At 71.5% G+C, this 20553-nt stretch carries 16 protein-coding genes, 1 tRNA gene and 1 other RNA gene; 9 read left to right on the top strand and 9 right to left on the bottom strand.

Features of this window, described 5'->3' with window-relative positions; all coding sequences use genetic code 11:
• Positions 1-30: 30 nt before the first annotated feature.
• Together AOM07_RS11815 and AOM07_RS11810 are read right to left on the bottom strand one after the other, a co-directional pair.
• Positions 31-1074 carry an aspartate-semialdehyde dehydrogenase gene (locus AOM07_RS11815; protein ID WP_062314020.1) on the bottom strand — a complete coding sequence of 348 codons (1044 nt, stop codon included), beginning with the start codon at positions 1072-1074 and terminating at the stop codon, positions 31-33.
• Positions 1071-2342, bottom strand: coding sequence for an aspartate kinase (locus AOM07_RS11810; RefSeq protein WP_172657656.1), 1272 nt, complete (start codon positions 2340-2342; stop codon positions 1071-1073). The genes AOM07_RS11815 and AOM07_RS11810 overlap by 4 nt, the downstream gene beginning before the upstream one ends.
• A gap of 151 nt (positions 2343-2493) precedes the next feature.
• Between AOM07_RS11810 and AOM07_RS11805 the strand changes: the two genes are divergently transcribed.
• Complete coding sequence (locus tag AOM07_RS11805) at positions 2494-3987, top strand: carboxylesterase/lipase family protein (protein ID WP_062314018.1); 1494 nt, start codon at positions 2494-2496, stop codon at positions 3985-3987.
• 13 nt (positions 3988-4000) lie between these two features.
• On the opposite strand, the gene AOM07_RS11800 is transcribed toward AOM07_RS11805, so the two are convergent.
• Positions 4001-4993 (bottom strand): aldo/keto reductase, encoded by a 993-nt coding sequence (locus AOM07_RS11800; RefSeq protein WP_062314017.1) that lies wholly within the window; start codon positions 4991-4993, stop codon positions 4001-4003.
• A 174-nt stretch (positions 4994-5167) separates the two neighbouring features.
• On the opposite strand from AOM07_RS11800, the gene AOM07_RS11795 reads away from it, so the two are divergent.
• Entirely contained in the window at positions 5168-6103 is a 936-nt protein-coding gene (locus AOM07_RS11795) for an ABC transporter ATP-binding protein (RefSeq protein ID WP_062314015.1), read from the top strand.
• Positions 6100-7335 carry an ABC transporter permease gene (locus AOM07_RS11790; RefSeq protein WP_062314013.1) on the top strand — a complete coding sequence of 412 codons (1236 nt, stop codon included), beginning with the start codon at positions 6100-6102 and terminating at the stop codon, positions 7333-7335. Before AOM07_RS11795 ends, AOM07_RS11790 begins: the two co-directional genes overlap by 4 nt.
• Before the next feature lie 130 nt (positions 7336-7465).
• On the opposite strand, the gene recR is transcribed toward AOM07_RS11790, so the two are convergent.
• From recR to ffs, 3 genes are all read right to left on the bottom strand, one after another.
• Positions 7466-8062 carry a recombination mediator RecR gene (recR, locus tag AOM07_RS11785; protein ID WP_062314011.1) on the bottom strand — a complete coding sequence of 199 codons (597 nt, stop codon included), beginning with the start codon at positions 8060-8062 and terminating at the stop codon, positions 7466-7468.
• A gap of 47 nt (positions 8063-8109) precedes the next feature.
• Positions 8110-10080 carry a DNA polymerase III subunit gamma and tau gene (locus AOM07_RS11780; RefSeq protein ID WP_062314010.1) on the bottom strand — a complete coding sequence of 657 codons (1971 nt, stop codon included), beginning with the start codon at positions 10078-10080 and terminating at the stop codon, positions 8110-8112.
• A gap of 64 nt (positions 10081-10144) precedes the next feature.
• An RNA gene (gene ffs, locus AOM07_RS11775) (signal recognition particle sRNA small type) lies at positions 10145-10241 on the bottom strand.
• 122 nt (positions 10242-10363) lie between these two features.
• Between ffs and AOM07_RS11770 the strand changes: the two genes are divergently transcribed.
• A tRNA-Ser gene (locus AOM07_RS11770) sits at positions 10364-10451 on the top strand.
• Positions 10452-10481: 30 nt separating this feature from the next.
• Entirely contained in the window at positions 10482-11165 is a 684-nt protein-coding gene (locus AOM07_RS11765) for a LytR C-terminal domain-containing protein (protein WP_062314008.1), read from the top strand.
• 291 nt (positions 11166-11456) lie between these two features.
• Here AOM07_RS11765 and arfA read toward each other — a convergent pair whose 3' ends face one another.
• From arfA to AOM07_RS11750, 3 genes are read right to left on the bottom strand one after another with little or no spacing between them, the layout of a single operon-like run.
• The gene (gene arfA, locus AOM07_RS11760; protein ID WP_062314006.1) at positions 11457-12959 is read right to left on the bottom strand and encodes an arabinosylfuranosidase ArfA; all 1503 of its coding nucleotides are present in this window, start codon (positions 12957-12959) and stop codon (positions 11457-11459) included.
• A 43-nt stretch (positions 12960-13002) separates the two neighbouring features.
• On the bottom strand, positions 13003-14094 hold the full coding sequence (locus tag AOM07_RS11755) for an arabinan endo-1,5-alpha-L-arabinosidase (RefSeq protein ID WP_062314004.1): 1092 nt from the start codon (positions 14092-14094) through the stop codon (positions 13003-13005).
• 20 nt (positions 14095-14114) lie between these two features.
• Positions 14115-15398 carry a glycoside hydrolase family 27 protein gene (locus AOM07_RS11750; RefSeq protein ID WP_228374452.1) on the bottom strand — a complete coding sequence of 428 codons (1284 nt, stop codon included), beginning with the start codon at positions 15396-15398 and terminating at the stop codon, positions 14115-14117.
• Between the two features lie 388 nt (positions 15399-15786).
• Between AOM07_RS11750 and AOM07_RS11745 the strand changes: the two genes are divergently transcribed.
• The 4 genes from AOM07_RS11745 (at position 15787) to AOM07_RS11730 (ending at position 20549) form a co-directional block, all read left to right on the top strand.
• Entirely contained in the window at positions 15787-17199 is a 1413-nt protein-coding gene (locus AOM07_RS11745; protein ID WP_062314002.1) for an ABC transporter substrate-binding protein, read from the top strand.
• 69 nt (positions 17200-17268) lie between these two features.
• Positions 17269-18225 carry a carbohydrate ABC transporter permease gene (locus AOM07_RS11740; RefSeq protein ID WP_062314087.1) on the top strand — a complete coding sequence of 319 codons (957 nt, stop codon included), beginning with the start codon at positions 17269-17271 and terminating at the stop codon, positions 18223-18225.
• Between the two features lie 16 nt (positions 18226-18241).
• Entirely contained in the window at positions 18242-19195 is a 954-nt protein-coding gene (locus AOM07_RS11735; protein ID WP_082227350.1) for a carbohydrate ABC transporter permease, read from the top strand.
• Position 19196: 1 nt separating this feature from the next.
• Positions 19197-20549 (top strand): arabinan endo-1,5-alpha-L-arabinosidase, encoded by a 1353-nt coding sequence (locus tag AOM07_RS11730; RefSeq protein ID WP_062314000.1) that lies wholly within the window; start codon positions 19197-19199, stop codon positions 20547-20549.
• Positions 20550-20553: the final 4 nt, after the last annotated feature.

Raw genomic sequence — 20553 nt, 5'->3', positions numbered from 1 at the left:
GACCGGCCTTCGGGACGATGCGGCGGGCGCCTACGCGGCCGCCTTCAGCTTGGCCGCGACCAGCTCCGCGATCTGCACCGCGTTGAGCGCCGCACCCTTGCGCAGGTTGTCGCCCGACACGAACAGCACGAGGCCGCGCGTGCCCTCGAGCGAGAGGTCCTGGCGGATGCGGCCCACGAGCGACACGTCGCCGCCGGCGGCCGCGAGCGGCGTCGGGACCTCCGCGACCTGGACGCCCGGCGCGGAGCCGAGGATCTCGTAGGCGTCGGCGGGCGTGATGCCGCGCTCGAACTCCGCGTTGATCGACAGCGAGTGGCCGGTGAAGACGGGCACGCGCACGCACGTGCCGGACACCAGGAGCTCGGGCAGGCCGAGGATCTTGCGGGACTCGTTGCGGAGCTTCTGCTCCTCGTCGGTCTCGTTCGAGCCGTCGTCGACCACGGACCCCGCCATCGGCACCACGTTGAACGCGATCGGCGCGACGTACTTCACGGGCTCGGGGAACTCGACCGCGGACCCGTCGTGCGCGAGCAGGTCGGCCTCGCCGGCCACCGCCTGCACCTGCGAGTGCAGCTCCTCGACGCCCGCGAGGCCCGAGCCGGACACGGCCTGGTACGAGCACACGACCATCCGCTCGAGGCCGGCGGCCTCGTGCAGCGGCTTGAGCACCGGCATCGCGGCCATCGTGGTGCAGTTCGGGTTCGCGACGATGCCCTTGGGGATGTCGTCGAGCGCCTCCGGGTTGACCTCGGAGACGACGAGCGGCACCTCGGGGTCCTTGCGCCAGGCCGACGAGTTGTCGATCACGATGGCGCCCGCCGCGGCGAACTTGGGCGCGTACTCCTTCGACGCCGCGCCGCCCGCGGAGAACAGCGCGATGTCGATGCCGGCGTAGTCGCCCGACGCGACGTCCTCGACGACGACGTCGCGGCCGAGGTGGCCGAGCACCTTGCCCGCCGAGCGCGCGGACGCGAAGAACCGCACCTCGGCGGAGGGGAAGCGCTCCGCGACCAGCTCGCGCATGACGGCGCCCACCTGACCGGTGGCGCCCACGACTGCGATCTGCAGGCTCATCGTCCCGTCCCTCCGTACACCACGGCCTCGCCCTCGGTGGAGTCGAGCTCGAACGCCGTGTGGACCGCCTTGACCGCCTTCTCGAGGTCGACGTCGCGCGTGACCACGGAGATGCGGATGTCCGAGGTGGTGATCATCTCGATGTTGACGCCCGCGTCCCGCAGCGCCGCGAAGAACTTCGCGGAGACGCCGGACGAGGAGCGCATGCCGGCGCCGATGAGCGACACCTTGCCGATCGACTCGTCGGTGGTGAGCTCCGCGAAGCCGATCGCCTCGTGGTCGGCCTCGATCGCGGCGAGTGCCGAGGGCACCGAGGCGCCGGGAAGCGTGAAGGAGATGTCCGTGACGCCCGTGTTCGTCGCGGACACGTTCTGGACGATCATGTCGATGTTGACGTCGGCGCGCGCGACGGCCTCGAACAGGCGCGCGGCGGATCCGGGCACGTCCGGGACGCCCGTGACGGTGATCTTCGCCTCGGACCGGTCGTGCGCGACTCCCGCGATGATCGGGTCTTCCATCTCGTCTCCTTCTTCAGTCTCCCCCACGACCCACGTCCCCTCCAGGCCGGAGAAGGACGAGCGCACGTGGATGGGCACGTTGAACCGGCGCGCGTACTCGACGCAGCGGGGCATGAGCACCTTCGCGCCGGACGCGGCCATGTCGAGCATCTCCTCGTAGGTGATGCGTGCGAGCTTGCGGGCGGCGGGGACGATGCGCGGGTCGGCGGAGAACACGCCGTCCACGTCCGTGTAGATCTCGCACACGTCCGCGCCGAGGGCCGCCGCGAGGGCGACCGCGGTGGTGTCGGAGCCGCCACGGCCGAGCGTGGTGACGTCCTGCGTCTCCTGGTTGAGGCCCTGGAAGCCGGCGACGATCGCGACCTTGCCCTGCTGCAGCGCGCGCTGCAGACGGCCCGGCGCGACGTCGATGATGCGCGCGCGGCCGTGGTGCTCGGTGGTGATGACGCCCGCCTGCGGGCCGGTGAAGGCCTGCGCGGGCACGCCCTCGGAGTCGATCGCCATCGCGAGCAGCGCCATCGAGATGCGCTCGCCCGCGGTGAGGAGGATGTCCATCTCGCGCGGGTCCGGCGAGCCCGTCACCTCGTTCGCGAGGTCGATCAGCTCGTCCGTCGTGTCGCCCATCGCGGACACCGTGACGACCACGTCGTGGCCCTCCCGCACCGTGTCGGCCACGCGACGCGCGACGCGCTTCAGCGCCTCGGCGTCGGAGACCGACGATCCGCCGTACTTCTGCACCACAAGCGACATGCAAGACTCCAGGAGGAATGGGGGTCCGTGACCGCAGGGCGGACACGGTGTCTCATTCTAGGGGCACCCGTGCACCCCGTGCGGGCCGCGTGCGGAGGCACGATGCGCGGGTCACGGGCGCGCCGCAACGTGCGCCCCTAGGGTGGGTCGCGTGAGCACCGTCGCCCCCGTGGTCTGGACGTCCGCCGGCGCCGTCAGCGGCGCCTGGCGCGAGCATCGTTCCGTGGACGGCTCCGCGAGCCGTGCCGCGATCTTCCTCGGCATCCCGTACGCCGAGCCGCCCGTCGGCGAGCGCCGCTTCCTCGCGCCCGTGCCGCGCGCCCCGTGGGACGGCGTGCGCACCGCGACGCTGCACGGGGCCACGCCGCAGCGCCGCTCGCCGTGGCCCGACCCGTTCATCCCCGAGCCGTCGGTCCCGGGCGACGACATGCTCACGCTCGACGTGGGCACGCCGGACCCCTCGCCCGACGCGGGCCTGCCGGTGCTCGTGTACATCCACGGCGGCGGCTTCGTCGCGGGGTCGCACGCGAGCCCCTGGTACGGCGGCCAGGCTTTCCATCGCGACGGCGTCGTGACGGTCGCGCCGTCGTACCGGCTCGGCTTCGACGGCTTCGGCTGGATCGACGGCGCCCCGCTCAACCGCGGCGTGCTCGACTGGCTCGTGGCGCTCGCGTGGGTGCAGGAGAACATCCGCGCGTTCGGGGGCGACCCGGCGAAGGTGACCATCGCCGGACAGTCGGCGGGAGGGGCGGCGGTGATGCGGCTCCTCACGATGCCCGCCGCCCAGGGGCTGTTCCGCGCGGTGCTCGCGCTCTCGCCCGCGGACGCGCCCGTCCGCGCGGACAAGGCGCGCGAGGTCACGGTCGCGGGCGCGGCCAGGCTCGGCGTCGCGCCGGACCTCGAGGGCCTGCGGACACTGTCCGAGGCGCAGATCCTCGACGCGCAGTCCCACGAGGAGCCGCCTGGGGAGGGCGAGGACCCGCTCGCGGGGACCTTCGGCGACGACCTCGTGCTGTCGCCGGTGATCGACGGCGACCTCGTCCCGACGGGCATCGCCGAGGCGATCGAGGCGGGGGTCGGCGAGGGCGTGCCGCTGCTGGTGGGCGCCACGGCCCACGAGTTCGACCTGTCGCTCGCGTCGGCGCCGCCCGAGCTCACCGCGGGCGACCCGCGCGAGGTGCTCGCGAGGCAGGGCGTGCCCGAGGAGCTGCGCGACGAGCTGCTCGCGGGCGTGCCCGGCGCGGACGGGACCAGGGCCGCGGGCCAGGCGGTCACGCAGGCCGTCTTCCGCCGCCACGTCGGACGATGGGCGGGGCTGCGCGCCCGGGGCGGAGCCTCGCCTCGCACCTGGGCCTACGACTTCCGCTGGACCAGCCCCGTCGACGGGATCGCCGGCCACTGCCTCGACGTGCCGTTCGGCTTCGACATCCTGCGGGATCCCACCGCGCTGCGCCGCACCGGGCCCGACGCGCCCCAGGCGCTCGCGGACGCGGTCCACGGGGACTGGCTCGCGCTGATCCGCGACGGCCGCGTCGACGCGCCGGTCCACGCGGAGGGGCGGTCGACCATCGTCTACGGCGACCCGCTCCGCGACGTGCGCGCCGGCTACGCGTTCGAGGAGAGGCTCGCGATCGCCACGGAGTGAACGGGCCTCGCGCTCACCGGTCGATCGACCGCATGCTCGCGTAGCGCTCACCCACCACGGCATCGGCGGGCACCGCGGCCTCGATGGCCGCCAGGTCCTCGGCCGTGAGCGCGATGCCGGCCGCCGCGGCGTTGGACTCGAGATGGCGCACCCGCGTCGTGCCGGGGATGGGGACCACGTCGTCGCCGTGCGCGAGCACCCAGGCGAGCGCGAGCTGGCCCGGCATGCAGCCCTTGTCCCGCGCGAGCGCGACGAGCGCGTCCACCAGGGCGAGGTTGGCGTCGCGCGCCTCGCCCATGAACCGCGGGTACGCGGTGGTGCGGAAGTCGTCCGGGTCGAGCGCCGCCGCGTCGAGCGCGCCCGTGAGCATCCCCCGGCCCAGCGGGCTGTAGGGCACCAGGCCGACGCCGAGCTCGCGGAGCGTCGGCAGGATCTCGGCCTCGAGGTCGCGCGAGAACAGCGAGTACTCGGTCTGGAGCGCTGTGAGCGGGTGGACCGCGTGCGCGCGCCGGATGGTGGCGGCGCTCGCCTCGGACAGGCCGATCCCGCGCACCTTGCCCGCGGCGACCAGCTCGCCCATCGCGCCCACGGTGTCCTCGATGGGGACCCGGGGATCCACGCGGTGCTGGTAGTAGAGGTCGATGCGCTCGACGCCGAGCCGCTCGAGCGACGCGTCGCACGCCCGCCGGACGTAGTCCGGCGATCCGTTGAGCCCTACCCACGAGCCGTCCGGGCGGCGCTCGTTGCCGAACTTGGTCGCGATCTGCACCTCGTCGCGGCGGCCGGTGATCGCGCCGCCGACGAGGCGTTCGTTGGTGAACGGCCCGTACATGTCGGCGGTGTCGAGCAGGGTCACGCCCAGGTCGAGCGCGCGATGGAGGGTCGCGACCGCCTCGGCCTCGTCCGCGGTCCCGTAGAAGTCGCTCATCCCCATGCAGCCGAGACCCAGGACGGAGACGTCGAGCGCGGCCGTGCCCCGGCCGAGGGTGCGTCGGGGGAGGGTCATGCGTCCAGGGTGTCCCGATGCGCGCCCCCGCCGTCAAGGACGGTCGCCCGGACGCGTGAATATCAGGGGTGACATCCGGGGTGTCCCTGAGGTGGATGCGGCGTCGCGTGTGGGAGCGTAGGCACACGGCGCGCGGCGAGGGGCCCGGGTCGGAGGGAAGCTGGGGGATCGCCCATGACGGCGACAGACACGATCGTGGCCACGTCCGCGATCAGCGCGCACGGCGTGGCACGCGCCTTCGGATCGGTGCAGGCGGTCGCCGACGCGACGCTCGAGGTCCGGCCGGGCAGCGTGACCGCGCTCATCGGGCCGAACGGCTGCGGCAAGACGACGCTCATGCTCATGCTCGCGGGCCTGCTGCGGCCCGACGCGGGCGAGATCCGCGTCGCGGGCGCGGACCCGCGCCACGACTCGGCGGCGGTGCGGGCCGCGATCGGGTGGATGCCGGACCAGCTCGGGTCCTGGGACAACCTCACGTGCCTCCAGACGCTCACGCTCATGGGCCGCGGCTACCGGCTGCACAAGCACGAGGCACGCGAGCGCGGCGCCGGGCTGCTCGACATGGTGCACCTGTCGGAGTTCGCGGACCGGCCCACGCGCGTGCTGTCGCGCGGACAGAAGCAGCGGCTGTCGCTCGCGCGGGCGCTCATGAACGACCCCCAGGTGCTGCTGCTCGACGAGCCGGCCAACGGGCTCGACCCGCGCTCGCGGGTCGAGCTGCGCACGCTCGTGCGCGAGCTCGCGGCCGACGGCAAGGCCGTGCTGGTCTCCAGCCACGTTCTCGCCGAGCTCGACGAGATGGTCGACGACGCGGTGTTCATGTCGAAGGGGCGCACGCTCGGCGACGAGGCCGCGGAGAAGGTCGCCGACGCCAAGCGCCGCTACCGCGTCGCGACGCTGGACGATGCGGCGCTCAGGGACGTGCTCGCGGAGGGCGGGGTGCCGTTCGACGACGAGCCCTCCGGCGTCGTCGTCCGCGTCGGCAGCGAGGAGGAGGCCTTCCAGGCCCTCGCATGGCTGATGTCGCGAGGCGTCAAGGTGCACCGCTTCGGCCCCGCCGGCAGCGCGCTCGAGCAGACGTACATGGCGATGGAGGAGGAGCGGCGATGACCCTCGTGGACCAGAACCCGGCGCCCGCCGAGGCGCCCGAGCCCGCGGCCGCATCGTCCGCCCGTCCGTCCATCGAGGGCAACCCGTGGCTGCCCACCCCGCGCGGCGTGTGGCTGGTGACCGGGATCGAGCTGCGCCGCCGCCGGCCCACCGTCAAGGGGTGGATCTTCTACGGGCTGCTCGTCGCCGTGATCCTGGGCCTGGGCATCCTCGTCGCGATGGTCGCGCCGGACGGCCTCACGTCGATCCCGCTCGAGATGGTGCTCGTGCTGGTGCTCGGTGCCGGCATGCTCATCGCGCCGTCGCTCGCGGCCACGTCGATCAACGGCGACTCGTCCGAGGGCGTGCTCGCACCCCTGCAGATGACCCGCCTCACCGCGGGCGACCTCGCGCTGGGCAAGCTGCTGTCGTCGTGGCTGATCGCGTTCTTCGTGCTGCTCACCATCGCGCCCTTGCTTGTCTACGCGTTCGTGCGGTCGGGCTGGCACGGGGACGAGCTCGCGATCGTGCTCGCGGCGATCCTGCTGGTGGTGCTCACCTCGACCGCGATCGGCCTGGCGTGGTCGTCGCTCGCGGCGCGCGCCGTGGCGTCGGTGTCGCTCGCGCACCTCACGACGGGCTTCTTGCTGCTCGGCACGCTGCTCACGTTTGTGTTCACGCAGCCCCTCGTGTCCGAGTCGGTGACGAACACCTCCCGATACGTCGACTACGAGGCGCTGACGGACGAGCAGCGCGCCGCGTACGACACCTGGGACTGGTCGGAGGTCGATCCCGCGACGCTGCCCTGCACCACGGACCCCGACCCGTGGACCTACGCGGTCCCGCACACCGAGCGGACCGCGTGGATCGTGCTCGCCAACCCGGTGGTGATGATCGGCGAGATGTCGCCGATCGTCAGCTACGAGACCTGGGAGGAGGACGGTCGCGCGGCCCCCGGCCTCTTCGCGGAGATGCACGCCGCGGTGAGCGGTTGGCGCATCGGCCCGTCGGACGCGGATCTTGCCGGGACCCAGTTCGACGAGTGCGCCATGATCGTCGCCGACGCCAGCGGCGAGGGCTACACCGGCGAGGGCGACTGGGAGGCCGAGCAGCAGGAGCGCTCGACCTACGACCGCGCGCCGTGGATCGGCCTCGGCGTCCAGGGTGCTCTGCTGCTCGGCTCGATCTGGATCGTCATCGCCCGCCTGCGGGTGCCCTACAAGAAGCTGCGCGCGGGCTCGCGCGTGGCCTGACCTCTTCGACAGTCAGCACGGAGCTCAGGTCGCCACGCCGGTGATCCGGCCCGATTCGGGGCCGGGCGCCGGCGTGTCGCGTTCGGATCCGTGCGGACTGTCGTGGGGCGGGGCGGGGCGGGGCGCGCCGCTAGCTGACCTTGCGGCGGCCCTCGAAGGCGCGGCCGAGGGTGACCTCGTCGGCGTACTCGAGGTCGCCGCCGACGGGCAGGCCGGACGCGAGGCGCGAGACCGTGACGCCCATGGGGACGAGCATGCGCGTGAGGTAGGTCGCGGTGGCCTCGCCCTCGATGTTGGGGTCGGTCGCGATGATGACCTCCTCGATCTTGCCGTCGCCCAGGCGGGTGAGGAGCTCGCGGATGCGCAGGTCGTCGGGCCCCACGCCGTTCATCGGATCGATCGCGCCGCCGAGCACGTGGTACCGCCCGCGGAACTCGCGCGTGCGCTCGATGACCACGACGTCCTTGGGCTCCTCGACCACGCACAGGAGGTCCTCGGCGCGGCGGGCGTCCGTGCAGATGCGGCACTGCTCCGACTCGGCGACGTTGCCGCAGATGGTGCAGAAGCGCACCTTCTCCTTGACCGTGGTGATGGCCTCGGCGAGGCGGCGCACGTCCGTCGGGTCCGCCGACAGGATGTGGAACGCGATGCGCTGGGCGCTCTTGGGGCCGATGCCCGGGAGGTGCCCGAGCTCGTCGATGAGGTCCTGAACCGCGCCGTCGTACATGGGGACAAGCGTAGGCCCGGGCGGGGACGCCGACGGTCAGCCGCGGCTCAGTCCTCGATGACGGTCCCGCCGAGCTCCTTCGCGAGGATCTCCGCGGCGCTGAGGCCGGAGTCGTCGGCGCGCGCGTCGTCCGCGGAGATCTCCTCCTCGTCGTGGAACGGCGGCTCGTCCTCGGGCGGCGGGACGTCCCACGGCGGAGGGGCCTCGGAGGACGGTGCAGGAGCGGGCTTCGCTGGAGCAGGAGCGGGTGCCGGTGCCGCGGCGGGCACGGTCGCCGGCTGCGGGGCGGGGGACGATGCGGGACGCGGAGCGGGTGCGGCCGCCCGGGGTGCGCTCGCGGCCGGTGCGACCGGGCCGGCGACCGCGGTGATCTTCAGCTGCATGCCGAGCGTCTCGCGGATCGCGAGCTGGAGGTTCTCGGCGTGCTTGCCGCCGTCGAGCATCGACACGAGGTTCGGGTTCGAGACGGCGAGGCTGAGCACCCCGTCCGCGACCGACGAGACCTGCGCGTTCTGGCTCACGAGCGTCCAGGTCACGCGCCAGCGCTCGAGCGTGCCGAGCACCTCGGGCCAGCGGCGCCGGACGAGCTCGGTGTCGGCCGTGCCCCCGGACGGTGCGACAGCCGGCTCCGCGGGCACAGCCGCCGGCGCGGGTGCGGGTGCCGCCGCGGCGGGACGGGCGGGCTCGGGAGCCGGGGCCGGGCGCGATGCAGGCGCGGCAGCGGGTGCGGTAGCCGGTGCGGGAGCGTCGGCGCCACGCGGCTGGGCGGCCGGAGCCGGGGCCTGAGCGGGGGCCGGAGCCGGAGCAGGCGCCGCAGCCGCCGGAGCAGCCGCCGGAGCGGGAGCGGGAGCAGGAGCGGCCGCCGCAGCCACCGGAGCGGCCACCGGAGCCGGCGCGGGCATCGCGGGAGCGGCGCCCGGGTCCGCGGCGAGCAGGCGGGCGCACAGCAGCTCGAGGTGCAGGCGCGGCGACGTGGCGCCGACCATGTGCGTGAGCGCGTCGTTGACGAGGTCCGCGGCGCCCGACGCGCGTGCGAGGCCCAGGCGGAGCGCCTGACCCTCCATGCGCTCGAGCTGGTCCTCGGGCATCGCGCCCAGGGCGCGCACGCCGGCGTCGCCGGCCGCGCACAGGACCAGCAGGTCGCGCAGGCGCTCGAGCAGGTCCTCGACGAAGCGGCGCGGCTCGTGGCCGGTGGACATGACGCGCTGGACGACGTCGAAGAGCGAGCCGCCGTCGGCGGCGGCCACGGCGTCCACGGCGTCGTCGAGCAGCGTCGCGTCGGTGAAGCCCAGCAGCGCGATGGCGCGGTCGTAGCTCACGCCCGAGTCGTCGGAGCCCGCCATGAGCTGGTCGAGCACCGACAGGGTGTCGCGGACCGACCCGCCCCCGGCCCGGATCACGAGCGGCAGGACGCCGCCCGCGACGGTCACGTCCTCGGCCTCGCAGAGAGTCTCGAGGTAGCCCTGCAGCACCGGCGGCGGCACGAGCCGGAACGGGTAGTGGTGCGTGCGTGAGCGGATGGTGCCGATGACCTTCTCCGGCTCCGTGGTCGCGAAGATGAATCGCACGTGCGGCGGCGGCTCCTCGACGAGCTTGAGCAGCGCGTTGAAGCCCTGGGGCGTGACCATGTGGGCCTCGTCCAGGATGAAGATCTTGTAGCGGTCGCGGGCGGGGGCGAAGGCCGCGCGCTCGCGCAGCTCGCGTGCATCGTCCACGCCGTTGTGCGAGGCGGCGTCGATCTCGACGACGTCCACGGAGCCCGCCCCGCCGCGCGCGAGCTCGACGCAGGACTGGCATGAGCCGCACGGGGTGTCCGTGGGGCCCTTCTCGCAGTTGAGGCAGCGCGCGAGGATGCGGGCCGACGTGGTCTTGCCGCAGCCGCGGGGGCCCGAGAACAGGTACGCGTGGTTGACGCGGTCGGCGCGCAGCGCCTGCATGAGGGGCGTGGTGACATGCTCCTGCCCCACGACGTCCGCGAAGGTGTCGGGACGGTAGCGGCGGTACAGGGCTGTGGTCACGGGTTCGACTCTAGTGGGGCCCTCCGACGGCGCGGACGGCATCGTCCATAGGCCCGCCCGGGCATGAAAGGACCCCCCACGCACCCGACAGAGCCCGCTTACCCTTGCTTCATCCCTGACCTGGGGGAGTTGGGCGAGGTATCGCCACGTGAGGGGTCGCGGACCAGTCTAACCGGATCCGGGGGCGCTCCCGTGCGCCGGCACCCGGCCGCGGGACGTGCCTGAAGCGTCACGGGGAGGCGTTTCGACGCATCGTCTCGACACGTGTACCATTGCCGGGCCTGGAGGATTCGCCTAGTGGCCTATGGCGCACGCTTGGAAAGCGTGTTGGGTGCAAGCCCTCAGGGGTTCGAATCCCCTATCCTCCGCCAGTAGCAGTACTCAGTGACGGGATGGTGCCTGTGACCGACCGAGCGAACGGACGTCCCGACGCCCGCCGCGCTCAGGTGCGCCGTCACCGTCGCGAGCGCCAGATCATCGTCTTCGGCGTGCTCCTCATCGCCGTCACCTTCGCGGGCGTCTTCGCCGCGGGCGTGTACAAGGGCGACGTCGATGGCCCGTTCTCGCAGGAGTTCGTCACCCCCGCCGGGGCGTTCGACAGCGACGTCACGCTCGTGTGCCCGCCGTCGAACTCGACCCCGATGCGCCACACCAACGTCGGCGTCCGGATCCTCAACGGCACGGACACCAACGGCCTCGCGAGCAGCGTCGCGGACGACCTCGACGGCCGCAACTACGTGATCGTGAGCACGGAGAACTGGGGCCGCACCTACGGCGACTACGTGCGCATCTACTTCGGGGCGGACGGCGTGCGCCAGGCGTACACGGTCGCGCTGAACTTCGACGGCGAGGTCGACATGGTCCTCGACAACCGCGAGGGCACGCTGGTCGACATCGTGCTGGGCGAGGGCTTCGCCGAGACCGGCGACCTGCGCTCCACGCTCGCGCCCGAGCTCGACCCCGACGCCGTGCTGTCGGCCAACGCGCAGTGCCTGCCGGCGTCGCTCGTGACGCCCGAACCCGCGCCGCGCATCCTGCCGGACAACCCGGTCGACAACAAGAAGAAGAACAAGAACAACAGCTGACCGGCCCGAGCGCCCCGCGGCGACGCGGCGGCCTCGCCTCTTGTTCTCGGCACGCACCGCGCCGGTGGCGCCGCGCGGCTCTCCGACCGACGCGCCTGAGGGGCGCCGGACGGGGACGATGCGGCGGTCCACCCGTCGAGCACTACGACGATGCGGCGGCCGCCGCCGCGCCCGGAGACACGAACGCGCCGCGGAGCCGAAGCCCCGCGGCGCGTTCCGTCGTCGGCGCGCCGTCCTCCCCCCGGACACGACGCGCGGTCCGCGTGCCCTCCGGGCGCGGACGCGACGTCTCTAGCCGCGCATCGTGCCGTGGAACGCCGTCCACGACTCCGGCGCGAGGCGCAGCGTGATCGCACCGTCCTCGTGCGAGACGGGCAGCGCGTCGACCATGCCGTACGCCTCGGCCGCCGCCTGGTCCTCGCGCGCACCCTCGTGGTCGGCGAGCACGGCCGTGCCGCCCTCGATCCGGGCCTCGGCGCCGGGCGTGCGCAGCGTCACGACCCGCTCCTCGGCGGTGCGGTTGGTGACGAACAGCGCGAGCGCGCCCGTCTCCGGGTCGATCGTGGCGGCGGCGGTCACCGTCGGCACGTCGCCGTGCTTCTTGGTGGCCATGGTGTCGCCGTCGATCTTGACCTGCAGCGCGTCGCCCTGGGCGAGGCGCGCGGCGGTCGCGAAGGGGTGGAAGGTGGTCTGCCTCCACGCGGCGCCGCCCGGCTCGGTCATGATCGGGGCGATGACGTTGACGAGCTGCGCGAGGCAGCCGATCGCCACGCGGTCCGCGTGCGACAGCAGCGACACGATCATGTCGCCGACGACCACCGCGTCGAGGCCCGAGTAGCGGTCCTCGATGATGCGCGGGGCGTCGCGCTGGATCGGCAGGTTCGTCTCGCCCACGAAGCGCGAGAACAGGTACCAGACGTTCCACTCGTCGAAGCTGATGGTGATCTGCTTGTCGGAGCGCTTCTGCGCGCCGATCGCGTCGGCCGAGGCGGCCACGCGCTCGATGAACGTCGCCATCGCGGTGCCCGAGGCGATGAAGGACGTGCGGTCGCCGTCCATCTCCTCGTAGTACGCGTGCATCGAGATGTGGTCGACCACGTCGTAGCAGTACGAGAGCACGGTGCGCTCCCACTCGCCGAACGTGTCCATCATCATCGAGCTCGAGCCGCACGCGACCAGCTCGATCGACGGGTCCACCTGACGCATCGCGCGGCCCGTCGAGGCGGCGAGCTTGCCGTACTCGTGCGCGTCCTTGTGGCCGATCTGCCACGGGCCGTCCATCTCGTTGCCCAGGCACCACAGCTTGACGCCGTAGGGCTTCTCGCGACCGTTGGCGATGCGCATGTCGGCCCACTTGGTGCCGGCCTCGCCGTTGCAGTACTCGAGGAGCGCGACGGCGGCGTCGACCCCGCGCGTGCCGAGGTTGACGGCCATCATCGGCTCGATGCCCTGACGCTCGCAGTGCTGGAGGAACTCGTCGGTGCCCACGAGGTTGGGCTCGACGGTGCGCCACGCGAGGTCGAGGAACGGCTTGCGGTCCTCGACCGGGCCCACGCCGTCCTCCCACACGTAGTTGGAGACGAAGTTGCCGCCCGGGTAGCGCAGCATCGTGACGCCGAGCTCCTGGGTGAGCTCCGCGACGTCGCCGCGGAACCCGTGCTCGTCGGCGGTCTCGTGGCCGGGCTCGTAGACGCCGGTGTAGACGCAGCGGCCCATGTGCTCGACGAACGAGCCGAAGACGCGACGGTCGATGGTGCCCACCCGGAAGTCCGGGTGGAGGGTGATGGTGGTCATTTTTCTCTCTCCGTTGAGCGGGTAGGGACGATGCGGTCGGTGGTCAGGCGTCTGCGGCGAGCTCGTCGGCGGTCCAGGCGACGGGCCAGCCGTCCTCGGTCCAGCCGAGCTCCCGGATGGCGAGCTGGAAGTCGCCGCCGAGGTCCTCGTCGTAGTAGTGGAAGGCCAGGTAGCCGTTCGAGTAGGACTGGCCGCCGGGGCCGATCATGGTGCCGCGGGTCGACAGCAGCTCGTCGCCGCCGTCGAACATCATCGAGTTGCCCCAGCTGTCGACGTACGGGCCGGTAATCTCGGTGGACCTGCCCACCGCGACCGAGTAGGTGGACTCCGTGGCCTGGCAGCACTTGTCGCGCGAGACGAACAGGTAGTAGTAGCCGTCGCGGTGCATGAGGTAGGGCGCCTCGATCGCGTTGGTCGCGTTGTTGCGCGTGGCGATCGTGACCGGCTCGGCGCCGTCCACCGGCTTGCCGCTCGGCCACTCCAGCTCGATGAGCTGGATGCCGCCCCAGAACGAGCCGAAGGTCATCCACGCGGTGCCGTCCTCGGCGGTGATCACGCCGGCGTCGATCGCGTTGAAGTTGTCCACGCCCGGGGTCGAGCGCACCACCATGCCCTGGTCGGTCCAGCCGTAGTCCGGGTCGTCGACATCGAGCGTGGGAGACGTCATGAGCCCGATCAACGAGCCGTTGGTGCCGAACGAGGACGCCGCGTAGTAGAGGTACCAGGTGCCGTCGTGCTCGACGAGCTCGGGCGCCCAGAAGTTCTGCACGCCCGACACCTCGTCGTACACCCACGCGACGTCGTCGGTCTCGTCCCACACGGTGCCGACGTACTCCCACGTCTCGCCGCCGTCGGTCGACCGGCGGATCTGCGGGGAGCCGAAGCCCTTCTGCACGTCTCCCGTCGAGTAGACGTACCAGTCCTCGCCGTCCTCGCCCGCGACCAGGGCGGGGTCGTGCGTGTGGATGTCGCCGGCGAGCTCGAGCGCGGTCGCGGCGACCACGTCCTCGCTCCAGGGGCTCCACGCCACCACCCCGGCGGCGAGGCCGAGGGCGGCGACGGCGGCGGCGCCGCCGATGAGGAGCGGGCGCCGCGAGCGGCGGGTGGCGGGCGCGTCGACGGTGGTGTCGGTCACGAGGAGTCCTTCCGAGGGGGTCAGCGGGGGTCGAGCGCGACCCAGGCGACGCCGTGCGCGGGCACGGTCGCGGCGAGGGATTCCGCGTCGACGACGGCGGGGGACGATGCGGGCCAGAGGTCCGTGACGGACACCTCGCCATGGCCGACGCCGAGGATCGACGACAGCGCGACGCGGGCGTCGAAGGGCTGCTCGCCCGTCCAGAACACGGCCGCGTAGGCGCGGTCCGAGGACGCCGAGCGCGCCGCCCACACGATGAGCTCGCCGTCGTCGAGGGGCTCACGGAGCAGCTCGCGGCCGTCGACCGAGCCCTGGAGGACCTCCGTGACGGCCGGGGCCGCGAGCAGGTCGAGCGTCTCGGGGGTGCTCGTGGGCAGGTCGCCGCCCACCATGAGCGGCGAGCGGCCCATGCACCAGAGCGTCATGAGGGTGCGCTGCTCGTCGAGCGTGAGCCGGCAATCGCGGGGCTCGCCCCGCTCCGCGCGGATGCCGATGCGTCCGAACGGCAGCATGTCCGCGTCGGCCCAGCCGCCCGGCTGCTGGAACGGCGCCCACCGCGCGAGGCGCGCGAACTGGGCGTGCACGTCCTCCCAGCGGTCCCAGAGGTCGTCCGAGATGCGCCACATCTGCGCGTGCTCGCGCAGGTGGGGGACGTGCTCGGTCGAGAGGTGCGTGCCGGGGGACAGCGAGAGGGCGATGTCGCGGCCCGAGCGCTCGATCGCCGTCGCGTAGGCCGCGATCTCGCGCTCGTAGTAGGGGGCCTGCATGTCGTCGGCCTTGATGAAGTCGACGCCCCACGCGGCGAACTGCGCGACCTGGGCGTCGTAGTACGCCTGCGCGCCCGGGTGGTTGTGGTCGAGGCCGTAGTTGTCGGGGTTCCACGCGCATACGTGGTCGAGGTCGGCGACGTCCTTGGCGGTGTACGCGGTGCCCAGGATCGGCAGGTCCCGCTCGACGGCGAGGCGCGGGATCCCGCGCATGATGTGAAGGCCGAACTTGAGGCCCAGCGCGTGGACCTGCGCGGCGAGCGGGCCGAAGCCGGCGCCGTCGGCCGCGGAGGGGAAGCGGTTGGGGGCCGGCATCTGGCGGCCGTACGCGTCGAGCTCGAGCGGGGCGCCGTCGTTGTAGCCGTGCGACCGCGCGGTCGGGTCGTACCACGCGATGTCGACGACCACGGTGTCCCAGCCGGACGGGAGCAGGCGCTCCGCCATGACGCGCGCGTTGGCGAGGACCTCGTCCTCGGTCACGGTGGTGCCGAAGCTGTCCCAGCTGTTCCAGCCCATCGGGGGGGTCGTGGCGAGCATGTGAGGCGTCTCCCGTCTACATCGTTGTAACGCGATCGTGCCCATATGGGCGGTCGCGAGTCAAACCGAGGGTACCCGGGAGGGGTCCCAGTCGTGCGCCTCGGCGGTCCCAGGATCGACCCCCTGCGGGGAGGGGTGCGGTGGTGTACCAGATATCGCACCTGGCAGTCGGCCGTATTTCGCAGGTGTTTCGTAATTGTGACCCGCTGGACTTGACCTCGGCCCTCTCGCCGTGTCATTGTTCCATCGTTGTAAAGGAGCCGGCACGGGGCCGGGTCCGCTGAGCCTGGGGTCAACGACGACCAGGATGCGACACATCTCCCGAATAGGGATAGTTGTATCCGGGCCCGACCTCACTCTTCAACGATGAAAGGGAGGCAGGCAGCACATGCGAAAGTTTAAGGCGGCAGCCATCACGGCCACCATGGTGGGCGCGCTCACGCTCGCCGCGTGCAGCTCGAACGGTTCGAGCGGGGACGCGAGCGAGGAGCCCGACACCTCGGGTGGCACCGGAGCCAACGAGCTCACGTTCATGTTCCGCGGCGGCGACTACGACAAGCTGGCCTACCAGGCCGCGATCGACGCCTTCGAGGAGGAGACCGGCGCCTCGGTGAAGATGATCATCACCGACGCCGACCAGTACGCGACCAAGCTGCAGGCGGCCATCGCCGGCAACAAGGTCCCCGACGTCTTCTACATCGAGCCCGGCAAGATGATGGGCTACGTGTACGCGGACGTCCTCGCGGACCTCACCGACTACGTCGAGCAGGACGTCATCGACAACATCTGGTCGTTCGGCACCGACGCGTACCGCTTCAACACCGAGACCGGTGAGCGCGGCAACTCGGCGGATGCCCTCTACGGCCTGCCCAAGGACGTCGGCCCGTTCGGCTTCGGCTTCAACAAGGCCCTGTTCGACGAGCTGGGCGTGGAGTACCCGTCGCTCGACGAGCCCATGACCTTCGACGAGTTCGTCGCGAAGGCCAAGGAGCTCACGACCGACCGCGACGGCGACGGCGAGATGGACACGTTCGGCACCGGCCTCAACGTGACCTGGAACTCGCAGGCCTTCGTCTGGGGCGCGGGCGCGGACTGGATCTCCGAGGACCAGAAGACCGTCACGGTCGACACCCCGGAGTTCGCCGAGGCGCTGCAGTGGTTCGCCGACCTCGGCCTCGTCGAGGGCGTGACGCCCACCGCGACGCAGGCGCAGAGCCTCGACACCTACCAGCGCTGGATGCAGGGTGACCTCGGCTTCTTCCCGGTCGCCCCGTGGGACATCGCGACCTACAACGCGAAGCACGAGGAGAACCCGGACGGCTTCGACTACGAGGTCATCCCTTACCCCGTCGCGAACGAGGGTGACGACTGGTCGACCTGGCTCGGCTCGCTCGGCATCGCCGTGTCGGAGAACTCGCAGAACAAGGAGCTCGCGGCCCAGCTCGCGACCTACCTGTCGACCGACCTCGAGGCGCAGAAGATCCTCGCCGAGAACAAGGTCCAGATCCCGAACCTGATCGACTACGCGACCGGCGAGTGGATCGAGACGGACGCCCCGGCCGCCGGCTGGCCCGCGAACACCGAGATCTTCCTCCAGATCGCCGAGGAGAAGGGTCGCCCGCTGCCCGGCGTGTGGACCTACACCCCGGAGTGGTACGACAACTTCTGGATCGGCATCGAGAACGTGGTCGACAACGGCTCGCAGACGGCCGCCGACTTCGTCGCCGGCAAGCAGACCGAGATGCAGATGCTGCTCGACCAGTCGTGGATCAGCGCCGACCAGGCGAAGGCCCAGGGCTAACAGCAGGACGGGAAGGGGGCCGGCGCCCACCGGCGTCGGCCCCCGCTCCCCCGCAGGAAGGACATGGAGATGGCCACGACAACCGACACGGACCAGGTGAACAGCACCTGGACCAAGGCGGATCAGAAGGCCGCGCGCAAGCGCAGTGCGGCTCTGCATCGCAAGGAGCACGCCTGGGCTGCGGCCTTCATGGCACCGCCGGTGATCGGCTGGGTGGCATTCCTGCTGTTCCCGATGGCGTTCTCGATCTACGCGTCGCTGACGAACTGGAACGGCATCGGCAACATGACGTTCATCGGGTTCGACAACTACACCAGGCTGGTGCAGGACCCGTACTTCTGGAAGGCCCTCTGGAACACGATCTTCTACATGATCGGTATCCCGATCGGCCTCGCGATCTCGCTCGCGCTCGCGCTCGCGCTGAGCCGCAAGATCCGCGGACGCACCTTCTTCCGCACGGTCTACTACATCCCGGTGATCAGCTCGCTCGCTGCGATCGCGATCCTGTGGCAGTGGGCCTACAACGGTGACTTCGGTCTCGTGAACCAGGTGCTGGCGCTCGTCGGGATCGACGGCCCCAACTGGCTTCAGGACCCCAACTGGGCCAAGCCTGCGCTCATCATCATGGCGGTGTGGAAGGGCCTCGGCTACTCCACGCTCCTCTACCTCGCGGCGGTCCAGGCCGTGCCGCGGTCGCTCTACGAGGCGGCCTCGCTCGACGGCGCGAGCGGCTGGAAGAAGTTCACCAAGATCACGTGGCCGATGGTGCAGCCCGTGACGTTCTTCCTCGTGGTGACCAACATCATCGCCGGCTCGATGATCTTCACCGAGATCAACATCATGACCCCGACGGGCGGACCGTCGTGGAGCACCGCCTCGCTGGTTTGGTACGTGTGGAACCAGGCGTTCCGCAACCTCCAGATGGGCTACGCGACCGCGATGGCGCTGGTGCTGGGAATCCTGGTCCTCATCGTGACCGCGATCCAGTTCCGCATCAACCGTGCCAACGACTTCTCGATCGACTGAGGCGAAGGAGACAGCTATGAGCCTCAACGCGAACACCGCCCGCGCGGCCTCCAGGGCCCTCGCCGGCGCGGGTGAGCCGGACCGCGGCAACAAGCAGGCCCCCAAGGTCGGCGTGTTCCAGCGCCGCAAGGGTGCGACCCAGGAGAGCCCCGCGGTCAACGCGGTCCTCACCGTGATCCTGTCGATCGGTGCGATCGTCATGGCCGCGCCGCTGGCGTGGATGGTCTCGACCTCGCTCAAGACCAAGGAGGGCGTCTACTCGCTCCCTCCGGAGTGGATCCCCGACCCCTTCGTCTGGGAGACCTACGTCCGCGTCTTCGACGACACGTACGTCCTCTCCGGCATCAAGAACTCGCTCATCGTCGCGGTGTCCGTGACGGTGGTCGGCACGATCTTCTCGTCGCTCGCGGCCTTCGCCCTCGCGAAGCTCCGCCTGCCGGGCAAGAACGCCATCTTCCTCATGCTGCTCTCGGGCATGATGGTGCCGTTCCCGACGCTGATGATCCCGCAGTTCGTGATGTTCTCGCGGATCGGCTGGGTCGACACGCTGCTGCCGCTGATCGTGCCGGTCATCCTCGGCAACGTCATCATGATCTTCTTCCTCCGCCAGTACCTGCACAACGTGCCGGACTCGCTGGTCGAGGCCGCGAAGATCGACGGCGCCTCGTACCTCAAGATCTTCTGGACGATGATCCTCCCGCTGATCCGCCCGGCCATCGCCGCGCAGTTCATCCTCTGGTTCATGGCGGTCTGGAACGACTACCTCGCGCCGATCATCTACCTGAACTCGCCCGAGAAGCAGACCCTGCAGGTCGTCATCGCGAACATGAACGCGCAGTACGCGACGCAGCAGGACTACCCGCTGATCATGGCGGCGTCCGTGATCTCCGTGATCCCGATCCTCATCGTGTTCCTCATCTTCCAGCGCCAGATCATCGAGTCGATCGCGCTGACCGGATCGAAGACCTGACATGAGCACCTCTCAGCACGCGGCCCCGGCGGACAACGCCGGGGCCGCTGCCCCTTCCGGGGCCGACCCGACCACGTGGGGCGCGCGCAACGCGCACGACCCCACCGCCGTCCGCGACGACGACGGCGTCTACTGGCTCTTCTCGACCGACGCGGACGCCGACGGCGAGCTGCGCGCCGCCGGCGCCCAGATCCGTCGCTCCACCGACCTGGTGAGCTGGGAGTTCGTGGGCTGCGCCCTCGACGGCGTCCCGGGTCCCGCGAGCGACTGGGCGGGTGCCGAGGGCCTGTGGGCCCCCGACGTCGTCCGCATCGACACGGCCGCCGGGACCGAATGGCGCATGTACTACTCGGCCTCCTCGTTCGGCTCGCGGACCTCGGCCATCGGGCTGGCCGTGGCGCCGCACCCGAGCGGCCCGTGGACCGACCGCGGCATCGTCGTCGCGACCGAGCACGACCGCGACGGCCACAACGCCATCGATGCGCAGCTCGTCGTCGACGGCGACCGCCACCACATGGTCTACGGCTCGTTCTTCGGCGGCCTGCACATCCTCGAGATCGACCCGGCCACCGGCTTCGCCCTGGACGCCCCGGCGCCCGGCGCCCCCGCATCGTCCCCGGGCACGCTCATCGCGAGGCGCCCGAAGTCGGTCGACACCGCGATCGAGGGGCCGTACATCGTCCCCCGCCCCGGCGGCGGCTGGGCGCTCGTGGTCTCGTACGACTCGCTCGTGAACACGTACCACGTGCGCGTCGCGGTCGCCGAGGACCTCTACGGTCCCTACGTGGATCACGAGGGCCGCGAGATGACCGACCTCGACGCCGACCCGCTCCAGGTGGGCCTCACCGTCCTCGCGAGCCACCGGCTCGAGGCCGCGGAGCGCGGCATCCTCGCGCCCGGCCACGCCTCGGTGCTGACCGAGCCCGGCCACCAGCTGCTCGTGCACCACACGCGCTTCGCGGAGACCCCGCGCCAGCACGAGGTGCAGGTGCGCCGGCTGGTGTGGACCCACGGCGGCTGGCCGCTCGTGTCGGTCCAGACCTGGGCGGGCGACCGCGAGATCGACGACGAGTCGACGTGGCCCGCGGACGTCGCGCAGCTCGCCGGCGAGTGGGAGATCGTGGACTGGTCGCTGCCCACCGACGCCGTGCAGGAGTCGCGTCGCGTCGTCGTCGACGGCGAGGCGCTGGCCGGCCTCGTGGCGCGCGGACGCGGCCGATTCACCCGGGACGGCGACGCCCCGGTCGATGCCGTGGTGTTCCCGGCGTGGGACGCGGTGCGCGACCGCGCGACGCTCGCGTTCGCGGCCATCGGGCCCAAGGGCACGGTGATCGCCGGCACCCGGGTGGGATGATGGC

The sequence above is a fragment of the Demequina rhizosphaerae genome (genome assembly GCF_000971255.1).
Classification (GTDB): domain Bacteria; phylum Actinomycetota; class Actinomycetes; order Actinomycetales; family Demequinaceae; genus Demequina; species Demequina rhizosphaerae.
This window is presented reverse-complemented; position numbering and strand designations above follow the sequence as displayed.